General features: G+C 69.2%; 21 protein-coding genes. 6 read left to right on the top strand and 15 right to left on the bottom strand.

Annotated features, from left to right (window positions below; translation table 11 throughout):
• The first annotated feature begins 13 nt into the window (after nucleotides 1-13).
• A complete protein-coding gene (locus P5F91_RS06395; protein WP_145611019.1) occupies nucleotides 14-637 on the top strand; it encodes a TetR/AcrR family transcriptional regulator C-terminal domain-containing protein in 624 nt (207 codons plus the stop codon).
• A 39-nt stretch (nucleotides 638-676) separates the two neighbouring features.
• Here P5F91_RS06395 and purS read toward each other — a convergent pair whose 3' ends face one another.
• The 3 genes from purS to P5F91_RS06410 all read right to left on the bottom strand — a co-directional run bounded on the left by purS (nucleotide 677) and on the right by P5F91_RS06410 (nucleotide 2,698).
• Nucleotides 677-916 (bottom strand): phosphoribosylformylglycinamidine synthase subunit PurS, encoded by a 240-nt coding sequence (purS, locus tag P5F91_RS06400; RefSeq protein ID WP_145611018.1) that lies wholly within the window; start codon nucleotides 914-916, stop codon nucleotides 677-679.
• Nucleotides 917-998: 82 nt separating this feature from the next.
• Nucleotides 999-1,757: a phosphoribosylaminoimidazolesuccinocarboxamide synthase gene (gene purC, locus P5F91_RS06405; RefSeq protein WP_145611017.1), complete on the bottom strand. Its 759-nt coding sequence runs from the start codon at nucleotides 1,755-1,757 to the stop codon at nucleotides 999-1,001.
• A gap of 155 nt (nucleotides 1,758-1,912) precedes the next feature.
• A complete protein-coding gene (locus P5F91_RS06410) occupies nucleotides 1,913-2,698 on the bottom strand; it encodes an NRDE family protein (RefSeq protein WP_277906834.1) in 786 nt (261 codons plus the stop codon).
• Between the two features lie 156 nt (nucleotides 2,699-2,854).
• Between P5F91_RS06410 and P5F91_RS06415 the strand changes: the two genes are divergently transcribed.
• Nucleotides 2,855-3,175 (top strand): DUF1476 domain-containing protein, encoded by a 321-nt coding sequence (locus tag P5F91_RS06415; RefSeq protein ID WP_145611015.1) that lies wholly within the window; start codon nucleotides 2,855-2,857, stop codon nucleotides 3,173-3,175.
• Between the two features lie 204 nt (nucleotides 3,176-3,379).
• Here P5F91_RS06415 and purB read toward each other — a convergent pair whose 3' ends face one another.
• The 8 genes from purB to P5F91_RS06455 form a co-directional block, all read right to left on the bottom strand.
• A complete protein-coding gene (gene purB, locus P5F91_RS06420; RefSeq protein ID WP_145611014.1) occupies nucleotides 3,380-4,675 on the bottom strand; it encodes an adenylosuccinate lyase in 1,296 nt (431 codons plus the stop codon).
• A gap of 124 nt (nucleotides 4,676-4,799) precedes the next feature.
• Nucleotides 4,800-5,015: a DUF6434 domain-containing protein gene (locus P5F91_RS06425; RefSeq protein ID WP_145611013.1), complete on the bottom strand. Its 216-nt coding sequence runs from the start codon at nucleotides 5,013-5,015 to the stop codon at nucleotides 4,800-4,802.
• A gap of 16 nt (nucleotides 5,016-5,031) precedes the next feature.
• A complete protein-coding gene (locus P5F91_RS06430) occupies nucleotides 5,032-5,241 on the bottom strand; it encodes a hypothetical protein (protein WP_145611011.1) in 210 nt (69 codons plus the stop codon).
• 11 nt (nucleotides 5,242-5,252) lie between these two features.
• Nucleotides 5,253-5,675 (bottom strand): Fur family transcriptional regulator, encoded by a 423-nt coding sequence (locus tag P5F91_RS06435; RefSeq protein ID WP_004274465.1) that lies wholly within the window; start codon nucleotides 5,673-5,675, stop codon nucleotides 5,253-5,255.
• 176 nt (nucleotides 5,676-5,851) lie between these two features.
• Nucleotides 5,852-6,205, bottom strand: coding sequence for a helix-turn-helix domain-containing protein (locus P5F91_RS06440; protein WP_004274464.1), 354 nt, complete (start codon nucleotides 6,203-6,205; stop codon nucleotides 5,852-5,854).
• On the bottom strand, nucleotides 6,202-6,780 hold the full coding sequence (locus P5F91_RS06445; RefSeq protein WP_145611010.1) for a Smr/MutS family protein: 579 nt from the start codon (nucleotides 6,778-6,780) through the stop codon (nucleotides 6,202-6,204). Before P5F91_RS06445 ends, P5F91_RS06440 begins: the two co-directional genes overlap by 4 nt.
• Entirely contained in the window at nucleotides 6,777-8,003 is a 1,227-nt protein-coding gene (gene mltA, locus P5F91_RS06450; RefSeq protein WP_186454757.1) for a murein transglycosylase A, read from the bottom strand. Before mltA ends, P5F91_RS06445 begins: the two co-directional genes overlap by 4 nt.
• A 115-nt stretch (nucleotides 8,004-8,118) precedes the next feature.
• A complete protein-coding gene (locus P5F91_RS06455) occupies nucleotides 8,119-8,850 on the bottom strand; it encodes a Tim44/TimA family putative adaptor protein (RefSeq protein WP_145611009.1) in 732 nt (243 codons plus the stop codon).
• 164 nt (nucleotides 8,851-9,014) lie between these two features.
• Between P5F91_RS06455 and P5F91_RS06460 the strand changes: the two genes are divergently transcribed.
• The gene (locus P5F91_RS06460; RefSeq protein ID WP_145611008.1) at nucleotides 9,015-9,500 is read left to right on the top strand and encodes an FxsA family protein; all 486 of its coding nucleotides are present in this window, start codon (nucleotides 9,015-9,017) and stop codon (nucleotides 9,498-9,500) included.
• 15 nt (nucleotides 9,501-9,515) lie between these two features.
• On the opposite strand, the gene mutS is transcribed toward P5F91_RS06460, so the two are convergent.
• Both mutS and P5F91_RS06470 read right to left on the bottom strand, forming a co-directional pair.
• Nucleotides 9,516-12,170 carry a DNA mismatch repair protein MutS gene (gene mutS / locus P5F91_RS06465; RefSeq protein WP_277907858.1) on the bottom strand — a complete coding sequence of 885 codons (2,655 nt, stop codon included), beginning with the start codon at nucleotides 12,168-12,170 and terminating at the stop codon, nucleotides 9,516-9,518.
• A 135-nt stretch (nucleotides 12,171-12,305) separates the two neighbouring features.
• A complete protein-coding gene (locus tag P5F91_RS06470) occupies nucleotides 12,306-12,839 on the bottom strand; it encodes a low molecular weight protein-tyrosine-phosphatase (RefSeq protein ID WP_088872233.1) in 534 nt (177 codons plus the stop codon).
• Between the two features lie 188 nt (nucleotides 12,840-13,027).
• Between P5F91_RS06470 and P5F91_RS06475 the strand changes: the two genes are divergently transcribed.
• The 3 genes from P5F91_RS06475 (at nucleotide 13,028) to P5F91_RS06485 (ending at nucleotide 15,530) form a co-directional block, all read left to right on the top strand.
• Nucleotides 13,028-13,690: an ABC transporter ATP-binding protein gene (locus P5F91_RS06475; RefSeq protein WP_145611006.1), complete on the top strand. Its 663-nt coding sequence runs from the start codon at nucleotides 13,028-13,030 to the stop codon at nucleotides 13,688-13,690.
• Complete coding sequence (locus P5F91_RS06480; RefSeq protein ID WP_277906835.1) at nucleotides 13,687-14,907, top strand: ABC transporter permease; 1,221 nt, start codon at nucleotides 13,687-13,689, stop codon at nucleotides 14,905-14,907. The genes P5F91_RS06475 and P5F91_RS06480 overlap by 4 nt, the downstream gene beginning before the upstream one ends.
• A gap of 80 nt (nucleotides 14,908-14,987) precedes the next feature.
• Nucleotides 14,988-15,530, top strand: a complete 543-nt coding sequence (locus tag P5F91_RS06485) for a DUF3299 domain-containing protein (RefSeq protein ID WP_277906836.1) — start codon at nucleotides 14,988-14,990, stop codon at nucleotides 15,528-15,530.
• On the opposite strand, the gene P5F91_RS06490 is transcribed toward P5F91_RS06485, so the two are convergent.
• Together P5F91_RS06490 and P5F91_RS06495 are read right to left on the bottom strand one after the other, a co-directional pair.
• Entirely contained in the window at nucleotides 15,527-15,925 is a 399-nt protein-coding gene (locus P5F91_RS06490) for an MAPEG family protein (protein ID WP_277906837.1), read from the bottom strand. The two genes, P5F91_RS06485 and P5F91_RS06490, sit on opposite strands and share 4 nt — an antisense overlap.
• Before the next feature lie 94 nt (nucleotides 15,926-16,019).
• Nucleotides 16,020-16,439: a metallopeptidase family protein gene (locus P5F91_RS06495; RefSeq protein WP_277906838.1), complete on the bottom strand. Its 420-nt coding sequence runs from the start codon at nucleotides 16,437-16,439 to the stop codon at nucleotides 16,020-16,022.
• Nucleotides 16,440-16,639 lie beyond the last annotated feature (200 nt).

A 16,639-nucleotide genomic window follows, 5' to 3' on the forward strand; every position in this document is an offset into this window, starting at 1 on the left:
AATGGAGGATGGCATGCGGCCAGAGGGCAAACTGACCCGCGACACGGTGGTGCGCGCGGCCTTGGATCTGCTGAACGAGGTGGGGATGGACGGGCTCAGCACCCGCCTGCTGGCGGCGCGCCTGGGCGTGCAGTCGCCCACCCTGTATTGGCATTTCCGTAATAAGCGCGCGCTGTTGGACGCCATGGCCGTGGCCATGCTGGCGCAGCACAAGCATGTGTGGCCACCGGAGGGGGAGACGGACTGGCGGGCGTGGCTGACGCTCAACGTCCGCAGCTTCCGCCACGCCCTGCTGGCCTATCGCGACGGCGCCCGCGTGCACGCCGGCACCGGCCCGCTGGCGGAACAGATGCCGCTGGCGGAGGCGCAGGTGGGCCTGCTGTGCCGGCACGGCTTCGCCCCGGCGGACGCGCTGTGCATCATGATCGCGCTGTCGCGCTTCGTCGTGGGATGGGTGCTGGAGGAACAGGCGCGGGCCACGGACGCGCCCGACCGCGCCGGCCAGACCCTGCCGGAGGTGGGGCCCGACGCGCCGCTGATGGCGGCGGCGATGGCCGGCGTCCTGAGCGACAGCCCGGACGCCGCGTTCGACCGGGCGCTGGGCTATTTCATCGCCGGCCTGAAACCGACGGAATAAGGGGCACCGGGGCGGCCGGGCGCCGCCCCGGACCGGGACTCAGACCAGCTCGATGGCGTAGTTCTCGATGACGGTGTTGGCCAGCAGGCGTTGGCACATCGACTCCACCGCCGCCTTGGCCTTGGCGGGGTCGGTCTCTTCCAGGTCCAGCTCGATCAGCTTGCCCTGACGGACTTCGCCCACGCCGTCGAAGCCCAGGGTCTGCAGGGCGTGGCCGATGGCCTTGCCCTGGGGATCGAGGACGCCGTGCTTCAGCGTGACGGTAACCTTGGCCTTCATGATCGATGCTTCCTGGTTGGTTCTACGCAAAACGAGGGATATGAAAAGGCCCGGGGGCGAAATCGCCCCCGGGACCGGAACTTCACTGCATCAGCTTGGGCGCCTTGACGTCGCCGGGGCCGCCCTCGGGCAGGATGCCCAGGCGGCGGGCCACTTCCTGGTAGGCTTCCTCGACCTTGCCCAGGTCCTGGCGGAAGCGGTCCTTGTCCAGCTTCTCGTTGGTCTTGATGTCCCACAGGCGGCAATTGTCCGGGCTGATCTCATCGGCCAGGACGATGCGCATCTCGTCATTGTCCCACAGCCGGCCGAACTCCACCTTGAAGTCCACCAGCTTCAGGCCCGTGCCCAGGAACAGGCCGGACAGGTAGTCGTTGATGCGCAGGCTGAGCGACAGCATGTCGTCCAGGTCCTGGGGCCCCGCCCAGCCGAAGGCGGTGATGTGCTCCTCCGACACCATGGGGCAGCCCAGCTCGTCGGACTTGTAATAGAACTCGATGATGGAGCGGGGCAGCTGCGTGCCTTCGGGAATGCCGAAGCGCTTGCTGAGCGAGCCGGCGGCGACATTGCGCACCACCACCTCGACCGGGATGATCTCCACCTCGCGCACCAGCTGCTCGCGCATGTTCAGGCGGCGGACGAAATGGGTGGGCACCCCCATCTCGCCCAGGCGGGTCATCAGGTATTCGGAGATGCGGTTGTTCAGCACGCCCTTGCCGGTGATGACGCCCTTCTTGTGCTCATGGGACGTATCATCCTTGAAGTACTGAACCAGCGTGCCGGGCTCAGGCCCTTCAAACAGGTCTTTGGCCTTGCCTTCGTAGATCCGCCGGCGTCGAGACATGGGATCACTTCTTTCGAACGAACGGATGCGGGCGGCATCGGGCGGACGTGCGCATAGCGGAACGCCCGCGCCCGAGGGCCGGCCCTGATGGCGAGGATATAGCAAGCAATGGGGTCCTGTACAATGTCAGGCACCCCTCGCCCCACGCCGGGCGCCTATACGGTCGGACTTATCGGCCCAAACCCGCGTCCCAGATCCACATCAAGGAAAGGTGCCTCGTCCGGCCGGCCGGCGGCGAAGCGCCAGCGGGGAAGCACCCCGGCGCGGTCCATGGCCGGCAGGGCGATGAGGGAGCTGCTGGTGGTTTCAAACCCCTGTGGAGTCACGATGCACATCGCCTCGCGCGGATTATCGCCCGCGCCGCTGACGCGGCTGGCCAGCAGCATCTCCCATTCCGCCCAGTGATCGGTCTCAGGATCCGGCGCGGGGGCGGCGGCGAACAGGGGGCGGTAGCGCCGGGTGCGCGGGCAATCCGCGGCGTTCAAGCCGCGGGCGGTGATCATGGAGACGCCCTCGGGGATAGGCGTCACCCGCACCCGGTTGCGCCCCGCCTCCCCCGTATGTTCCAGCAGCCAGGCGTCGCGATTGTCAGCCAGCAGCAGGTTGAAGGGGCGGTAGGCGCGGGTGTCCAAATCCGACAGCGCCTCCACCGGGGCGTCGGCATGGTCCAGCGCCTCCAGCACCAGTTCCCCGCGCGACCGCTTGCCGGCCGCCGGGCCCAGCGAGCCCTCGCGGTTCAGCACGGCGGCCAGGACGGCGGTGTCGTTCAGGCCGCACCAGCTGCCGTCCGCCAGCTCATCCTTGCCGGCCACCACCTCCGGCCGGTCGGGCCAGTGGCGGGCGGGAGGCAGCCAGGGACGATTGTTCATCTCATCGCGGTTGGCGGCGACGATCAGGGGCCAGGCGTGGCCGGGACGGCGGAGAAGGATGACGCTGCACATGGGATGAAGGCACCTGACAGAGTATTGGCGCCGCTTCGGGAAATGCCCCGGGGGCGGCGTATTGCCCCGGGGGCTGTAGACCGCAAGCGACCACCCGATATATAAGGCTGCCGGGGGAAATCGAAACCACCCAGAGCTGTGCTTCGAGGAATAGCGATGACGACCTTTGACGAACGCGAACAGGCTTTCGAGGCCAAGTTCAAGCATGACGAGGAACTGCTGTTCCGCATCTACGTCCGCCGCGCCCGCCTGATGGGTGAGTGGGCCGCCCAGCACCTGGGCCTGACGGGCGACGAGGCCGCCGCCTACGCCAAGGAAATGGTCTCGGAAGACCTGCGCGAGCCCGGCCACCAGGACGTGCTGGCCCGCATCATGGCCGACTTCACCGCCAAGGGCGTCGACATCTCCGCCCACCGCGTGGAGAAGGAGATGGAGCACACGCTGGAAGTGGCCCGCGAACAGATGATGACCGCCTGATCCGCTCCAGGATCACGGGGAATAGGAAAAGGGGCGCCCCATACGGGAGCGCCCCTTTTTTGTTTATGTTTAATCAGCGGCATTCCATGCCGCTGTAGGACGCGACTGCGTCCGCCGGAGTTTTCCGGGGAGCATCGGCAGACTGGAAAACGAGGACAAGGCAAGCGGGCGGATGCCCGCGCCCGCCGCCTGAGGGAACAATAACTACTCCCCAAACACGCGCTTGAACACCGTGTCGACGTGCTTGGTGTGGTAGTCGAGGTCGAAGGCGCCGTCGATCTGCTCGGCCGTCAGGTGCTTGGCCACGTCGGCGTCCGCCTTCAGCAGGGTGCGGAAGTCCTTGCCCTCCAGCCACACCGGCATGGCGTTGCGCTGCACGGCGCGATAGGCGTCCTCGCGGCTCATGCCGGCCTGGGTCAGGGCCAGCAGGACGCGCTGGCTGTTGTGCAGGCCGCCCAGCATGTCCAGGTTGCGCTGCATGTTTTCCGGATAGACCACCAGCTTGTCGATCATGCCGGTCAGGCGGGACAGGGCGAAGTCCAGGGCGATGGTGGCGTCGGGGGCGATGACGCGCTCCACCGAGGAGTGGCTGATGTCGCGCTCATGCCACAGGGTCACGTTCTCCAGCGCCGGCACCACATGGCTGCGGATCAGGCGGGACAGGCCCGACAGGTTTTCCGACAGCACCGGGTTGCGCTTGTGCGGCATGGCCGACGAGCCCTTCTGGCCCGGGCTGAAATATTCCTCGGCCTCACGCACTTCGCTGCGCTGCAGGTGGCGGACTTCCGTGGCCAGGTTGTCGATGCTGGCGGCGATGACCGCCAGGACGGCGAAGTACATGGCGTGACGGTCGCGCGGGATCACCTGGGTGGACATCGGCTCCACCGTCAGGCCCAGCTTGGCGGCCACATGCTCCTCGACCCGGGGGTCGATGTTGGCGAAGGTACCGACGGCGCCGGAGATGGCGCAGGTGGCGATCTCATCCCGGGCGGCGGCCAGGCGATCACGGCCGCGCTTGAAGGCGGCGTAGTGGCCGGCCAGCTTCAGGCCGAAGGTCACCGGCTCGGCATGGATGCCGTGGCTGCGGCCGATGCTGGGGGTATACTTGTGTTCCTGCGCCCGGCGTGCCAGGGCGGCCAGCAGGGCATCCATGTCCGCCAGCAGCAGGTCGGTCGCCTCTTTCAGCTGCACCGCCAGGCAGGTGTCCAGCACGTCGCTGGAGGTCATGCCCTGGTGGACGAAGCGGGCCTCGGGGCCGACATGCTCCGCCAGGTTGGTCAGGAAGGCGATGACGTCGTGCTTGGTCTCGCGCTCGATCTCATCGATGCGGGCCACGTCCCACTTGGCGCGCTCCCATACGGCTGCCGCCGCCTCCTTGGGGATGACGCCCAGCTCGGCCTGCGCGTCGCAGGCGTGGGCCTCGATCTCGAACCAGATCCGGAACCGGTTCTCCGGTTCCCAAATCTTGACCATCTGGGGGCGGCTGTAGCGCGGAATCATGGGGCGTCGCCTCTGCTGGGGGGCTGCTGATGGCGCCGGACCATACGGGCGGCCGGACGCCTTGACCAGTGCAAGGGGCGCAGGGGCAGGGTGCTGCCAGGGTGACGGACGTCACCCACGCCGGTCAGGCCCGGTCCCGCCGCAGCCATTCATCGGCGGCATCGCCCATGGTCCGCCCCACGGCGGCCTTCATCCAGGCCATGAAGGGACGGTCGAACCTAAAATGCTCCCCGCACTCCCGGCGTAAGAAGCGCCGCACGTTCTGGGTGGCTCGATAGCCGGCGGTGATTGGGGTGGAGCGGTCGATCGGGTCGGCATGCCAGTCGAACACCGTTTCCATGCCCTTCCCTGCCCGCTCAGTGCCGCAGGCCGTCGTGCACCCAGCCGGTCACCATGGCCATGACCTCGGGCGGCAGGTCGTCCGGGCTGGGGTGGTGCCAGCGGTAGACGGTGATCGCCGCCTCCAGGCAGAACTTCTCCGGCTGGCCTTTGCCGCGCATCTCCTGGTACGCCCGCACGACGGCGGGGCGGCAACAGTCGGACGTGGCATCCTCGCGGCAAGCCATGGGATGGAACCTCAGGAGCGCTTGGCGCGGTTCAGCGGCACGCCATACAGTTCCAGGCGGTGGCCGATCAGCTCATAGCCCAGCTCCGCCGCCACCTTTTCCTTCAGACGCTCCAGCTCCTCATTGCGGAACTCGATCACCTCGCCCGACTGCAGGTCGATCAGGTGGTGGTGGTGCTCATCCCGGATTTCCTCGTACCGCGCGCGGCCGTCGCCGAAGTCCAGCCGCTCGATGACGTTGGCTTCCTCAAACAGCCGCATGGTGCGGTAGACCGTGGCGATGGAGATGTTGGGATCGATCTCCACGGCGCGGCGGTACACCTGCTCCACATCCGGATGGTCCATGGCCTCGGACAGCACGCGGCTGATCACCCGCCGCTGCTCGGTCATCTTGAGGCCCTTCTGGATGCAAAGCTGTTCAAGACGCGATGGCATGGGGACGCTCCCAAAAGACGGAAATGGTGAACCGGCCGCCGGTAAAGACGGGAAACTATAAACATTCTAAACCGAGCGCCCCGCCCGGTTCGAGTGGAATCGACTGCAGGGCTGCCCCGTTTCGCCGCGCAGCCCGTTTCGTCGCATGAAGCAGCGGCGGGAAAGAGGGCATCTGGTCAGGCCGGCCCGATCAGCGCCAGCAGCCGATCTAACGTGGCCTCGTCCATCTTGCCGATGCGCTGCGCCAAGCGGTTGGCGGCCAGGGTCGCCTTGGGGTGCAGGCCGCTGGTGTCCACCACCACCCGGGGGTCGGACATTTGCGCCAGGCGTTCCATCTCCTCCGCCTCGTCCCAGATGATGCCGAAATAACCGCAAATCTGGCGCACCAGCATGGGCGAGGGCGTGCCCTTGCGACCGTGCTCCAAGGCGGAGAGGTAGGCGGAGGAGATGTGCAGGGCGGCGGCCATGTCCTTCAGGGCCAGGCCGTGCTGCTCACGCAGCTCACGCATCCGCTGGCCGAAGGGGGTCATGGACGCTGCCGCTTCAGGAGCACGTAGAGCGCGCCGCCACCACCATGCTGCGGCTGGGCCTGGCGGATGGCCAGCACCAGGGGGCGCAAGGGCGCCTCCCCCAGCCAGCGGGGCACCGCCACGCGCAGGATGCCCTTTTCCCGGTCGGTGCCCATGTGGACGCCGCCGCCGGAGCCCTTGCCGGTGATGACCAGGAGGGTGCGCCGACCCTCGCGGTGGGCGCGGGCGACGAAGGCGTTCAGGGCGCCGTGCGCCTCGGCCTGGGTCATGCCGTGCAGGTCCAGCCGGCCATCGATGACCAGTTGGCCCCGGCGCAAGCGGTCGTCGGTGCGGCGGTCCAGGCCGGCGCGGGCGCCGAAGACCAGCGGGGGATGGACCAGAGGGGCGGCGGGAACGGGCTTGGCCGCCGGCGCCGACGCCAGCGGCGGGGCGGCGGGCACGGCGGTGGCGGCCGCCACCGGCGCGGGCGGGGGCGGCGGCAGGGGAGCGCCCCGGCGCAGCGGGGCGGCGTCGCGCATGACCTCACGCCACAGGCGGATTTCCTCCGACGTCGGACTGCGGCGCTGGCGGCTCATGAAGACGGTCCGGGCCCGGCGGCAATGTTGGCCGGCGTCACCGTGCGTGGCAGCAGCAGCCAATAGCCGCCCCGGCTTTTCATCACGCCGGCGCGGCTCTCCGCCTCACGCCCGTGACCCCAGAACACGTCGCCGCGCACAGGTCCCTGGATGGCGCCGCCGGTGTCCTGCGCCACCATCAGGCGGGACAGGCGCTTGTCCCCGTCCTCCGGGTCGGTGACGTCGAGCCAGACGGGCAGGCCGTAAGGCACGTAGGTATGGTCCACCGCCAGCGAGCGGCCGGGGATCAGCGCCACGCCCTGGGCGCCCAGGGGGCCGTCCCCCTCCAGCGGCTTGAAGAAGACGTAGGACGGGTTGCCTTCCATGGTGGCCTGGGCCTGCGCCGGGTTGGCCGCCAGCCAGGCGCGGATGGACTGCATGGTGACAGCGTCGCGGTCCAGCTTGCCATCCGCCGCCATCTGGCGGCCGATGGCGACATAGGGCCAGCCGTTCTGCCCGTCATAGGCCACGCGCATCTCGCCCCCCTCCTCCAGCACCACCCGGCCGGAGCCCTGGATGTGCAGGAAGAAGGCATCGACGGCGTCGTCCAGCCACACCAGCTCCAACCCCTTGCCGGTCAGGGCGCCGGCATCGATACGGCGGCGGTCCTCGTAGGGCTTCAGCTTGCCGTCCGTCACCCGGCCGGCGATGCGCTGGCCCTTCAGGCTGTCGCGGAACTCGCCCAGGTCGACCATCACCAGGTCGGGCGGACGGCGATAGAGCGGCACCGTGTAGCGGCCGTGGCGCGTGCGGCTGCCGCGCAGTTCCGCCTCATAGTACCCGGTGAACAAACCCTCGGGATTGCCGTTGTCGGTGGCGCGCCAGGGCTGGAACCAGCGTTCCAGCGCGGCGCGGGCCATGGCCTCGTTCCCCGGCGGCAGGTTCTTCAGGGCCGAGCAGGGGGCGTTCCAGTCCTGGGGCTTGCCCGCGACACCGGAGGTCTGGCGCAGCATCTTGTCACAGGAACGCAGGATGGCGGGCACGGCCTCAACCACCCTGTCAGCCTGCCACCCGGGCAGGTCGGCATAGGCGGCCGGCTGCAGCACCAGCTTGGCCCCCGGCGCCGGGGCCGGCGGCGGCGGCTCTTCGGAGGTGAACAGGGAACAGGCGGTGGTCAGCAGCAGCAGGGCGCCCGCCACGCCGCGCGCCGCGCGGGCGAAAACGGGCCGGCACGGTATGGGCAATGGTTCCTCGCTGGGCGGCTGGATCGTCAGGTCGAGCCGGACCTTAAAACGGATCGCCGCCGGAAGGAAACACCGGATGCGGCGCGCATCGCGATTTGCGCCGCCATTCGCCCGCTTAATGCGGAACGCGGGTTTCGACCAGGCGCCAGTTGGGGTCGGACGACTTGGTGTCGCGGGCGAAGGTCCAGATGTCCACCACCTCGGCCGGATGCTCGGCGTCGCCGTCCACCACCCGCCCCTGGGCATCGCGCGTGACGTTGGTCTGGTGGGTGATGAACTTCACCGTGCACAGGGCCTGGCCTTCCAGCAGGCGGGCCTGCACCAGGTCCACGGTGTCGAAGGCCTGGATGTGCGCCTCCAGCGTCTCGCCCGCCCGGGCGCGCGCCTCGATGGCCTTGGCGAAGTCGTTGTAGACGGCGTCGGCCAGCAGCGGGCGCAGGGCGCCGGTATCGCCCCGGGCGAAGGCGTCGACGATGATGCCGAAGGCGCCTTCCGCGCCCTTCAGGAAACGCCGCTCGTCAAAGCTGGGATCGGCCTGGTGGATGCGGGCGAGGCCAGCTTCCAGCGACAGCGGGCCGTCGTAGTCGGGCGGGGTGACGTCGCGCGCGGTGCCCTCGATCACCTTGGGCTGCACCCCCTGGAAGGGCGGCGGGCGCACGCCCTGCTGACCCTGGCCCTGCTGACCCTGGGTGGTCGGCCCTTGCGCGGGAGGGACGGCGGTGAAGGGGTTGGGGCGCTCACGCTCCTCCCCCGTCTTGCGGCCCAGCGCCTTGTGCAGCTGATAGGCCAGGAACACGGCGATCATCGCGAAGATGATGATTTCGAAGAAGTAGGAGTTGTCACCCATTGCAGACTTCGAACCTCCGGCGCTTGAAATAAGCCCGCGTTCCAGGCCCAATCGGCACCTGGATACGGGGCCCTCGCCCCACCATGTTAAGACCGAACACCCGGTTGTCATTACGGGCGGCCCTCTCGCTGTAGATAGGCGGCGCCCGAAGAAAGAGCAAGCTTATGCGCCTTCCCCTTTTTCTCATCGCGTATCTTCTGGCGGAAATCGCCGCCTTCGCCTGGGTGGGGGAGAAGGTGGGCGTCCTGGGCACCGTGGCCCTGGTGGTGCTGTCCACCATCGTCGGCCTGTGGCTGGTGCAGCGCCAGGGGCTGGACGCCCTGCGCAAGGCCGCCGGGCTGTCACCGGGCCAGGCCCCGGTGGTGGAGGCCTGGGATGGCCTGTGCCTGGCCACCGCCGGTGTGCTGTTCGCCGTGCCCGGCTTCATCAGCGATGTGGCCGGCGTCGCCCTGCTGGTCCCGCCGGTGCGCCGCGCCCTGCTGGGCCAGGCCCAGCGGCTGTCGGGCACCCGCTTCACCGTGCGGACAGCCGGGGGCGGAATGAATGGGGGCGGCAGCTATGGCGGCCCCGCCCGTCCCACCACCGTCATCGACGGCGACTTCGTGGACGTCACCAAGCCGGACCAGGGCCCCACGCTGCCCAAGGAATGAGGCGCCCGCCCCGCCTCAGTGGGCGCCCTGCAACAACCCCTTCAGCCGGTACAGCTCTTCCAGCGCCTGGCGCGGCGTCAGCTCATCCGGGCTAACGGACTTCAGCGCCGCCAGCGCCGGCGATTCTGGCGGCGGCGCCGCGGCGGGCTCCGGTGCGCGGCGCACGGGCGCGCTGAACAGGGGCAGATCGTCGGCCAGCCGCGTCACGGCGCTGCCTTGGTCGCCCGCCTCCAGGATGGCCAGCACCTCCTCCGCCCGGCTGATGACGGTGGCCGGCAGCCCGGCCAGGCGGGCCACGTGGATGCCATAGCTGCGGTCGGCGGCGCCGGCGGCCACCTCATGCAGGAACACCACGTCGCCCTGCCATTCCTTGATGCGCATGGTGTGGCACGCCAGCGACGGCAGCTTGGACGACAGGGTCGTCAGCTCATGGTAGTGGGTGGCGAACAGGGCGCGGCAGCGCGTGACCTCATGCAGGTGCTCTACCGCCGCCCAGGCGATGGACAGGCCGTCGAAGGTGGCGGTACCGCGCCCGATCTCATCCAGGATGACAAGGCTGCGCCCCGTGGCCTGGTTCAGGATGGCCGCCGTCTCCACCATTTCCACCATGAAGGTGGAACGGCCGCGCGCCAGGTCGTCGGCGGCACCCACGCGGCTGAACAGCCGGTCGACGGCACCGATGTGGGCGGCATCGGCGGGCACGAAGCTGCCCATCTGCGCCAGCACGGCCACCAGGGCGTTCTGGCGCAGGAAGGTCGACTTGCCGGCCATGTTGGGGCCGGTCAGCAGCCACAGGCGGTTGGCGTCCGACAGGTCGCAGTCATTGGCGACGAAGGGCCCGCTGGCGGCGGCCACCAGTGCCGCCTCCACCACCGGATGCCGGCCGCGCACGATGCGGAATTCGCGGCTGTCGTCCACCACCGGGCGGCACCAGCGGCATTCCACCGCGATGTCGGCCAGCGAGGTCGCCACATCCAGCGACGCCAGCGCCTGGGCGGTGGAGGCGATGTCGTCGGCCCTGGCCAGGACCGCCTGGGTCAGTTCCTCGAACAGGGCCAGTTCCAGGGCCAGCGCCTTGTCGCCCGCCTCCGCCACGCGACGTTCCAGGTCCGACAGCTCCACCGTGGTGAAGCGCATGGCGTTGGCCAGGGTCTGGCGGTGGATGTAGGTGCCGCGCTGTTCCGCCGCCATCAGCTTGTCGCCGTGCTGGGCGGTGACCTCGATGTAATAGCCCAGCACGTTGTTGTGCCGAATCTTCAGGGTGCTGATGCCCGTATCCCCGGCATAGCGGGCCTGGAGGTTGGCGATGAGGCGGCGCGAGTCGTCGCGCAACTCCTTCAGTTCATCCAGGGGGGCCGAATAGCCCTGGGCGATGAAGCCGCCGTCGCGGGCGTTCAGCGGCAGGTCCGGGCCCAGGGCCGCCGCCAGCATGGACACCAGGTCGGCCGGCACCTTCACGCCGTGTAGGGCGTCGAGAAGGCCTGGGGGCAGCGGCGGTTCCAGGGCGCCGCGCAGCGCCTCGGCCGGGAAGGTGTCGCAGATGTCACGGGCGCGGCCCAGGCCGTCGCGCACCCCCGCCAGGTCGCGCGGGCTGCCCCGGCCCAGGCTGAGGCGGGACAGCGCGCGCTCGATATCCGGCGCCCGGCCCAGGTGCGCGCGGATGTCGGCCCGCAAACCGCCCTGCTCCACGAAATAGGCCACCGTGTCCAGGCGCCGGCCGATGGCGATGGGATCGGTGAGGGGGGAGGCCAAGTGGGCCGCCAGCAGGCGGGCGCCGGCGCCGGTGACCGTGCGGTCGATAGCGCCCAGGAGGCTGCCGCGCTTTTCCCCCGTCAGCGTGCGGCTGAGTTCCAGGTTGCGGCGGGAAGCCGGGTCGATCTCCATGACCGCGCCCAGCGCCAGGCGGCGCGGCCGGTCCAGGCGGGGCACCCGGCCCTTTTGCGTCAGTTCCACATAATCGACCAGGGAGCCGGCGGCCGCCACCTCCGCCCGGCTGAAGCTGCCGAAGGCGTCCAGTGTGCCCACGCCATACAGGTCCAGCAGGCGCTGGCGGCCGTTCTCGCTGTCGAATCGGGCGTTAGGCTGCACCGTCAGCTGGTCGCGCCACTCGGCCCACAGCTCGAACAGCTCCGGCTGCTGCGTCAGGCGTTCGGACACCAGCAGCTCACCCGGCGCCAGGCGGGCCAGGGCGGCCGGCAGGGCCGCGCGTTCCACCGGCTGCAGGGTCAGCTCCCCGGTCGACAGGTCCAGCCAGGCCAGGCCCAGGGCGCCGCCCACCTCGGCCAATGCCGCCAGGTAGTTGTTGGACCGGGCGTCCAGCAGGCCGTCCTCGGTGATGGTACCGGGGGTGACGACGCGCACCACCTCGCGCCGCACCACCGCCTTGCCACCGCGCTTGCGCGCCTCCGCCGGGTCCTCGGTCTGCTCGCAGATGGCGACGCGGAAGCCCAGGCGGATGAGGCGTGACAGATAGTTCTCGTGCGAATGCACCGGCACGCCGCACATGGGGATCTCTTCCCCCAGATGCAGGCCGCGCTTGGTCAGCGTGATGTCCAGCGCGCGAGCGGCGGCCACCGCGTCGTCGAAGAACATCTCGTAAAAATCACCCATGCGGTAGAACAGCAGGGCGCCCGGGTGCTGGGCCTTGATCTCCAGGTACTGCGCCATCATGGGCGTTACGCCCTGGGCGGAGGACGCCGGGGATGCGGTATCGGTGGTATCGGGCACGGCACTAAATCCGGTAGGACGGGAACGATGGGGCCCTTAGGTATAGCGCCCCCGGCCCGCCAAGCCGAGTCCGTTTCCCTAGCCCGCCTTGCGCCCCAGCCGGCGGTGGACCTCGTCCAGCAGGCCGTCGGCCGCGGCCTCGATCATGTCCAGTACGGTGTCGAACTGGTCCTCCGACCCATAATAGGGATCGGGCACGTCGTGACCCTTATGGTCGGGGGCGTAGTCCAGGAACAGCTGCACCCGGTCGCGGTGCTTGGGTGGCGCCAGGCGGCGCAGGAAATCCAGATGATCGCGGTCCATGGCCAGAACCATGTCGTACCGCTCAAAATCATCCGCGTCCACGCGGCGGGCCCGCAGCGCCGACAGGTCGACGCCGCGATGGCGCGCCGCCTCGACCGCCCGGATGTCCGGCGCCTCCCCCACGTGATAGCCGTGGGTGCCGGCGCTTGCCACCGTCACATCGTCGGCCAGGCCATCCATGGCCAGGCGGCGGCGCATCACGCCCTCCGCCGTGGGGGAACGGCAGATGTTGCCCGTGCAAACGAACAGGATTGAAATTTTCCGATTATTTTCCAATGCCTTACCCTTATTCCGGGAGTGCCAAGACATCTGCGGCGACTGTAGCAACCTCGGACACGGGAATCAAATGCTCACCCGGTCCCCCTCTCCAAGAAGGTAGGGCCGCGACATCCGGCCCACCCCTTCCCGCTTGCCGGACGTCGCGGCGCCGCCCAAGATGCGCCCGTCCCGCCGGTGGCAGCCGCCGGGGTTCGGCAACGCGGCAGGATACAGGTCCCATGCCCCTTATCGACGTCACCGGTCTGCGCCACGCCATCGCGGGCCGGCCGGTGCTGGATATTCCCCAGTGGTCGGTGGAGGCGGGCCGGCATTGCCTGCTGCTGGGCCCCAGCGGCAGCGGCAAGACCACCCTGATCCATGCCCTGGCCGGCCTGAAGCGGCCGGACGGGGGCCGCATCCTTCTGGACGGCCAGGCGGTGTGGGACCTGGACGCCGCCGCCCGCGACCATCTGCGGGGGCGCCTGATCGGCATCGTCTTCCAGACCCTGCACCTGGTCGCGGCGCTGGACGTGGGCCAGAACCTGCATCTGGCCCGCTGGCTGGCCGGCCTGTCGCGCGACGCGGGGGCCGTGGCCCGGGCGCTGGACCGCGTGGGCCTGGGCAACCGCCTGGCCGCCAAGCCGGAGCATCTGAGCCAGGGGGAAAAGCAGCGCGTGGCCATCGCCCGCGCCGTGGTCACCCAGCCCAAGCTGATCCTGGCGGATGAGCCGACATCGGCCCTAGATGACGAGAACTGCGCCCTGGTGCTGGACCTTTTGCTGGAACAGGCGGAGGTGTGCGGCGCCACCCTGCTGGTGGCCACCCATGACGAGCGCACCCGCGCCCGGATATCCGACCGGCTGGACCTGCCCAAGCTCAGCCCCGTGACGGAGGCGGCATGACCACCCTCGGCCTGGCCTGGGCGTACCTGAAACGCGCGGCCCTCACCACCTGCCTGAACGTGGCGCTGCTGGCGCTGGGTACCGGCACCATCGTCGTGCTGATCCTGGTGGGCACGCAAGTGCAGGACCGCCTGGCCAAGGATGCCGCCGGGGTCGACCTGGTGGTGGGCGCCAAGGGCAGTCCGCTGCAGCTGATCCTGTCCGCGCTGTACCAGATCGATATTCCCACCGGGAACATCCCGCTGTCCCAGGCGCAGGCCCTGGCATCCGACCCGCTGGTGGCCCAGGCCGTCCCCCTGGCCCTGGGTGACAGCTTCCGGGGATACCGCATCGTCGGCACCGACCCGGCCTTCGTCGCCCTGCGCCATGCCCAGGTGGCGACCGGCCGGCTATGGCAGGCGCCCATGGAGGCGACGGTGGGCGCCCAGGTGGCGCGGGCCGCCGGCCTGAAGGTGGGCGATCAGTTCAATGGCAACCATGGCCTGTCGGCCGGCGGGGCGGTGCATGAGGGCATGCCCTATACCGTGGTGGGCATTCTGGCCCCCACCGGCGGCGTGGTGGACCGCCTGGTGCTGACCCCCATCGACAGCGTGTGGGCGGTGCACGACGCCCACCATCATCACCACGACGGCGATGCTGAAGAGCACGAGCAGGGGACCCAGCCGCCACCCGAACGCGAAGTGACGTCCGTCCTGCTGCGCTACCGCTCCCCCATCGCGGCCGCGCTGCTGCCCCGGCGCATCAATACCGGCAGCGCCATGCAGGCGGCCTCGCCGGCGGCGGAGATGACGCGGCTGCTGTCCCTGGTGGGCATCGGCACGGACACGGTGCGGGGTTTCGGCCTTCTGCTGGTCGCCTCGTCCGCGCTCAGCATCTTTGTCGCGCTGTACAACGCCACCCAGGCGCGGCGCTATGACCTGGCGGTCATGCGCGCCCTGGGCGCCACGCGCATGCGCGTCTCCTGCCTGCTGCTGACCGAGGCGCTGGCCATGGGGGCGGCCGGCACTGTGCTGGGCTTGGCGCTGGGCCATGGCGCGGTGGAACTGGCGGGCCGCCTGGTGCCCCAGGCCCGCGACATGGGCATCACAGGACTCCAGTTTCCGGCCACCGAACCCTATCTTCTTGTCCTGGCGGCCGGCCTGTCGGTGCTGGCCGCCCTGGTTCCGGCCGTCCAGGCCTATCGCACGGACGTGTCGGCGGTGCTGTCGCGGGGGTGACCCCGCTCCACACCCAGCCCTCAATCGGCCACGATTGGGGGCCAACAAAGCATTTGGCAGTTGAGAGAAAGGATTTCGCCATGACGGTTCAGGCCAAGCGCACATTCGCCGCCGCCCTGATGATGGCGGTCATTGCCACCGGCGCCGTCGCCGGGGCGCCCGCCCTGGCGGCTGACAAGAAGGTGGCGTCGGCCACGCCCACGGCACCGGCACCGGGCACGGCGGCATCCGTGCAGGCCAACATCCCCAAGGCCACCCTGGGCTGGGACAAGCTGGCCGACGTCAAGGAAGTGCACAGCATGGACAACGGCCTGCTGCGCGTGCGTGCCGCCTTCGGGCCGGAGGTCCAGGCGCTGGAGGGCAAGCCCCTGACCATCGCCGGCTTCATCATCCCGCTGGAGCAGAAGGAGAAGTCCGGCCATTTCCTGTTGAGCGCCATGGCGCCCAGCTGCCCCTTCTGCCCGCCGCCCGGCCCTGCCGACCTGATGGAGGTGAAGACCAGCGCCCCCATCGCCATGACCAACGAGCCCATCACCCTGACCGGCACGCTGCACATGGTGGGTGATGACGACAACGGCCTGTACTACCGCCTGGCGGACGCCACGCTGCAGGCGGGCAGTTAAATCCCCAGCAGGTAGCGCACCAGGCCGATGAGGCTGCCGACCAGCAGCACCGAGGTCCCGAACAGCGCCAGGCCGAAGCCGGCGGCGCGCTTCTTGGCATCGGCGTAGTAGGTCACGGCGTACAGCACGCGGCCGATAGGCCATGCCAGGCCGATTACCGCCGCCTGGTGGTCGCCCCAGATGTTGGCGAACAGCCACAGGCTGGGAAGGAACAGCACGATCTGTTCCAGGGTGTTCACCTGAACGCGCAGCACCCGCTGGAAGGCCGGCGGGCCATCCACGGACGGCGCCTCCACCCCATGCCGGGTGCGTGCCCGACTGACCTGTCCGATGGTCCAGAAATAGACGAACAACGCCAGAAGCGTGACCAGGCCGGTCCACACGAAGGCCGCCATAACCCCATCCCCTTCTTTCGGCCGGAGGCACCAAAGCCGCCCGCTCCTCGTTTCTTATATCGGTGCCGATCCCCGATATCGGTACCCCCTAAACTCAGGGGTCGTTGGCCTCGATGCCGTACATGTCGTCATCCGTGAAGCCGAAATGGTGGCCGATCTCGTGGATCATGACGTTCAGCACCAGATCGCCCAGATCCTCCCCGGTTTCGCACCAATAGTCCAGCAGCGGGCGGCGGTAGAGGAAGATCATGTCCGGCCCATGGCTGGCGTCGTTGGCGCCGCGCTGGGGCAGGGAGACGCCACGGTAGAGGCCCAGAATGTCGAACGGGGTTTCCAGCCCCATCTCCCGTTCCGTCTGCTCATCCGGGAATTCGGCGACATGGACCACCAGGTTGCCCATGTGCACCCGCAGCTCGGGCGGGATGGACGCGATGGCGTCGGTGGCCAGGCGTTCAATCTCCTCCAGTGTGGGCGGAGAGGTGAAGCGGCGGGGCAGGACGGTGACGGTGGCCATGGCTCTATACCGGGGTAGGCTGTGCTAGAATCTTGACGGGAGGGCCCCGCCGGGTCCACGTCAACGCTTGTCGGTCCCGCCGTCAAGCCCCGGCGCTCAGGCGTCATCGTCGCAGGCGACTTAACCCCATCACGGGAGGCGGCTGCGGGAAGGACCATGGCGCGGAACCCGACGCCCATGCGCATGGCCCGTTTCATGGA

The organism is Nitrospirillum amazonense, assembly GCF_029594735.1.
GTDB classification, from domain to species: domain Bacteria; phylum Pseudomonadota; class Alphaproteobacteria; order Azospirillales; family Azospirillaceae; genus Nitrospirillum; species Nitrospirillum amazonense.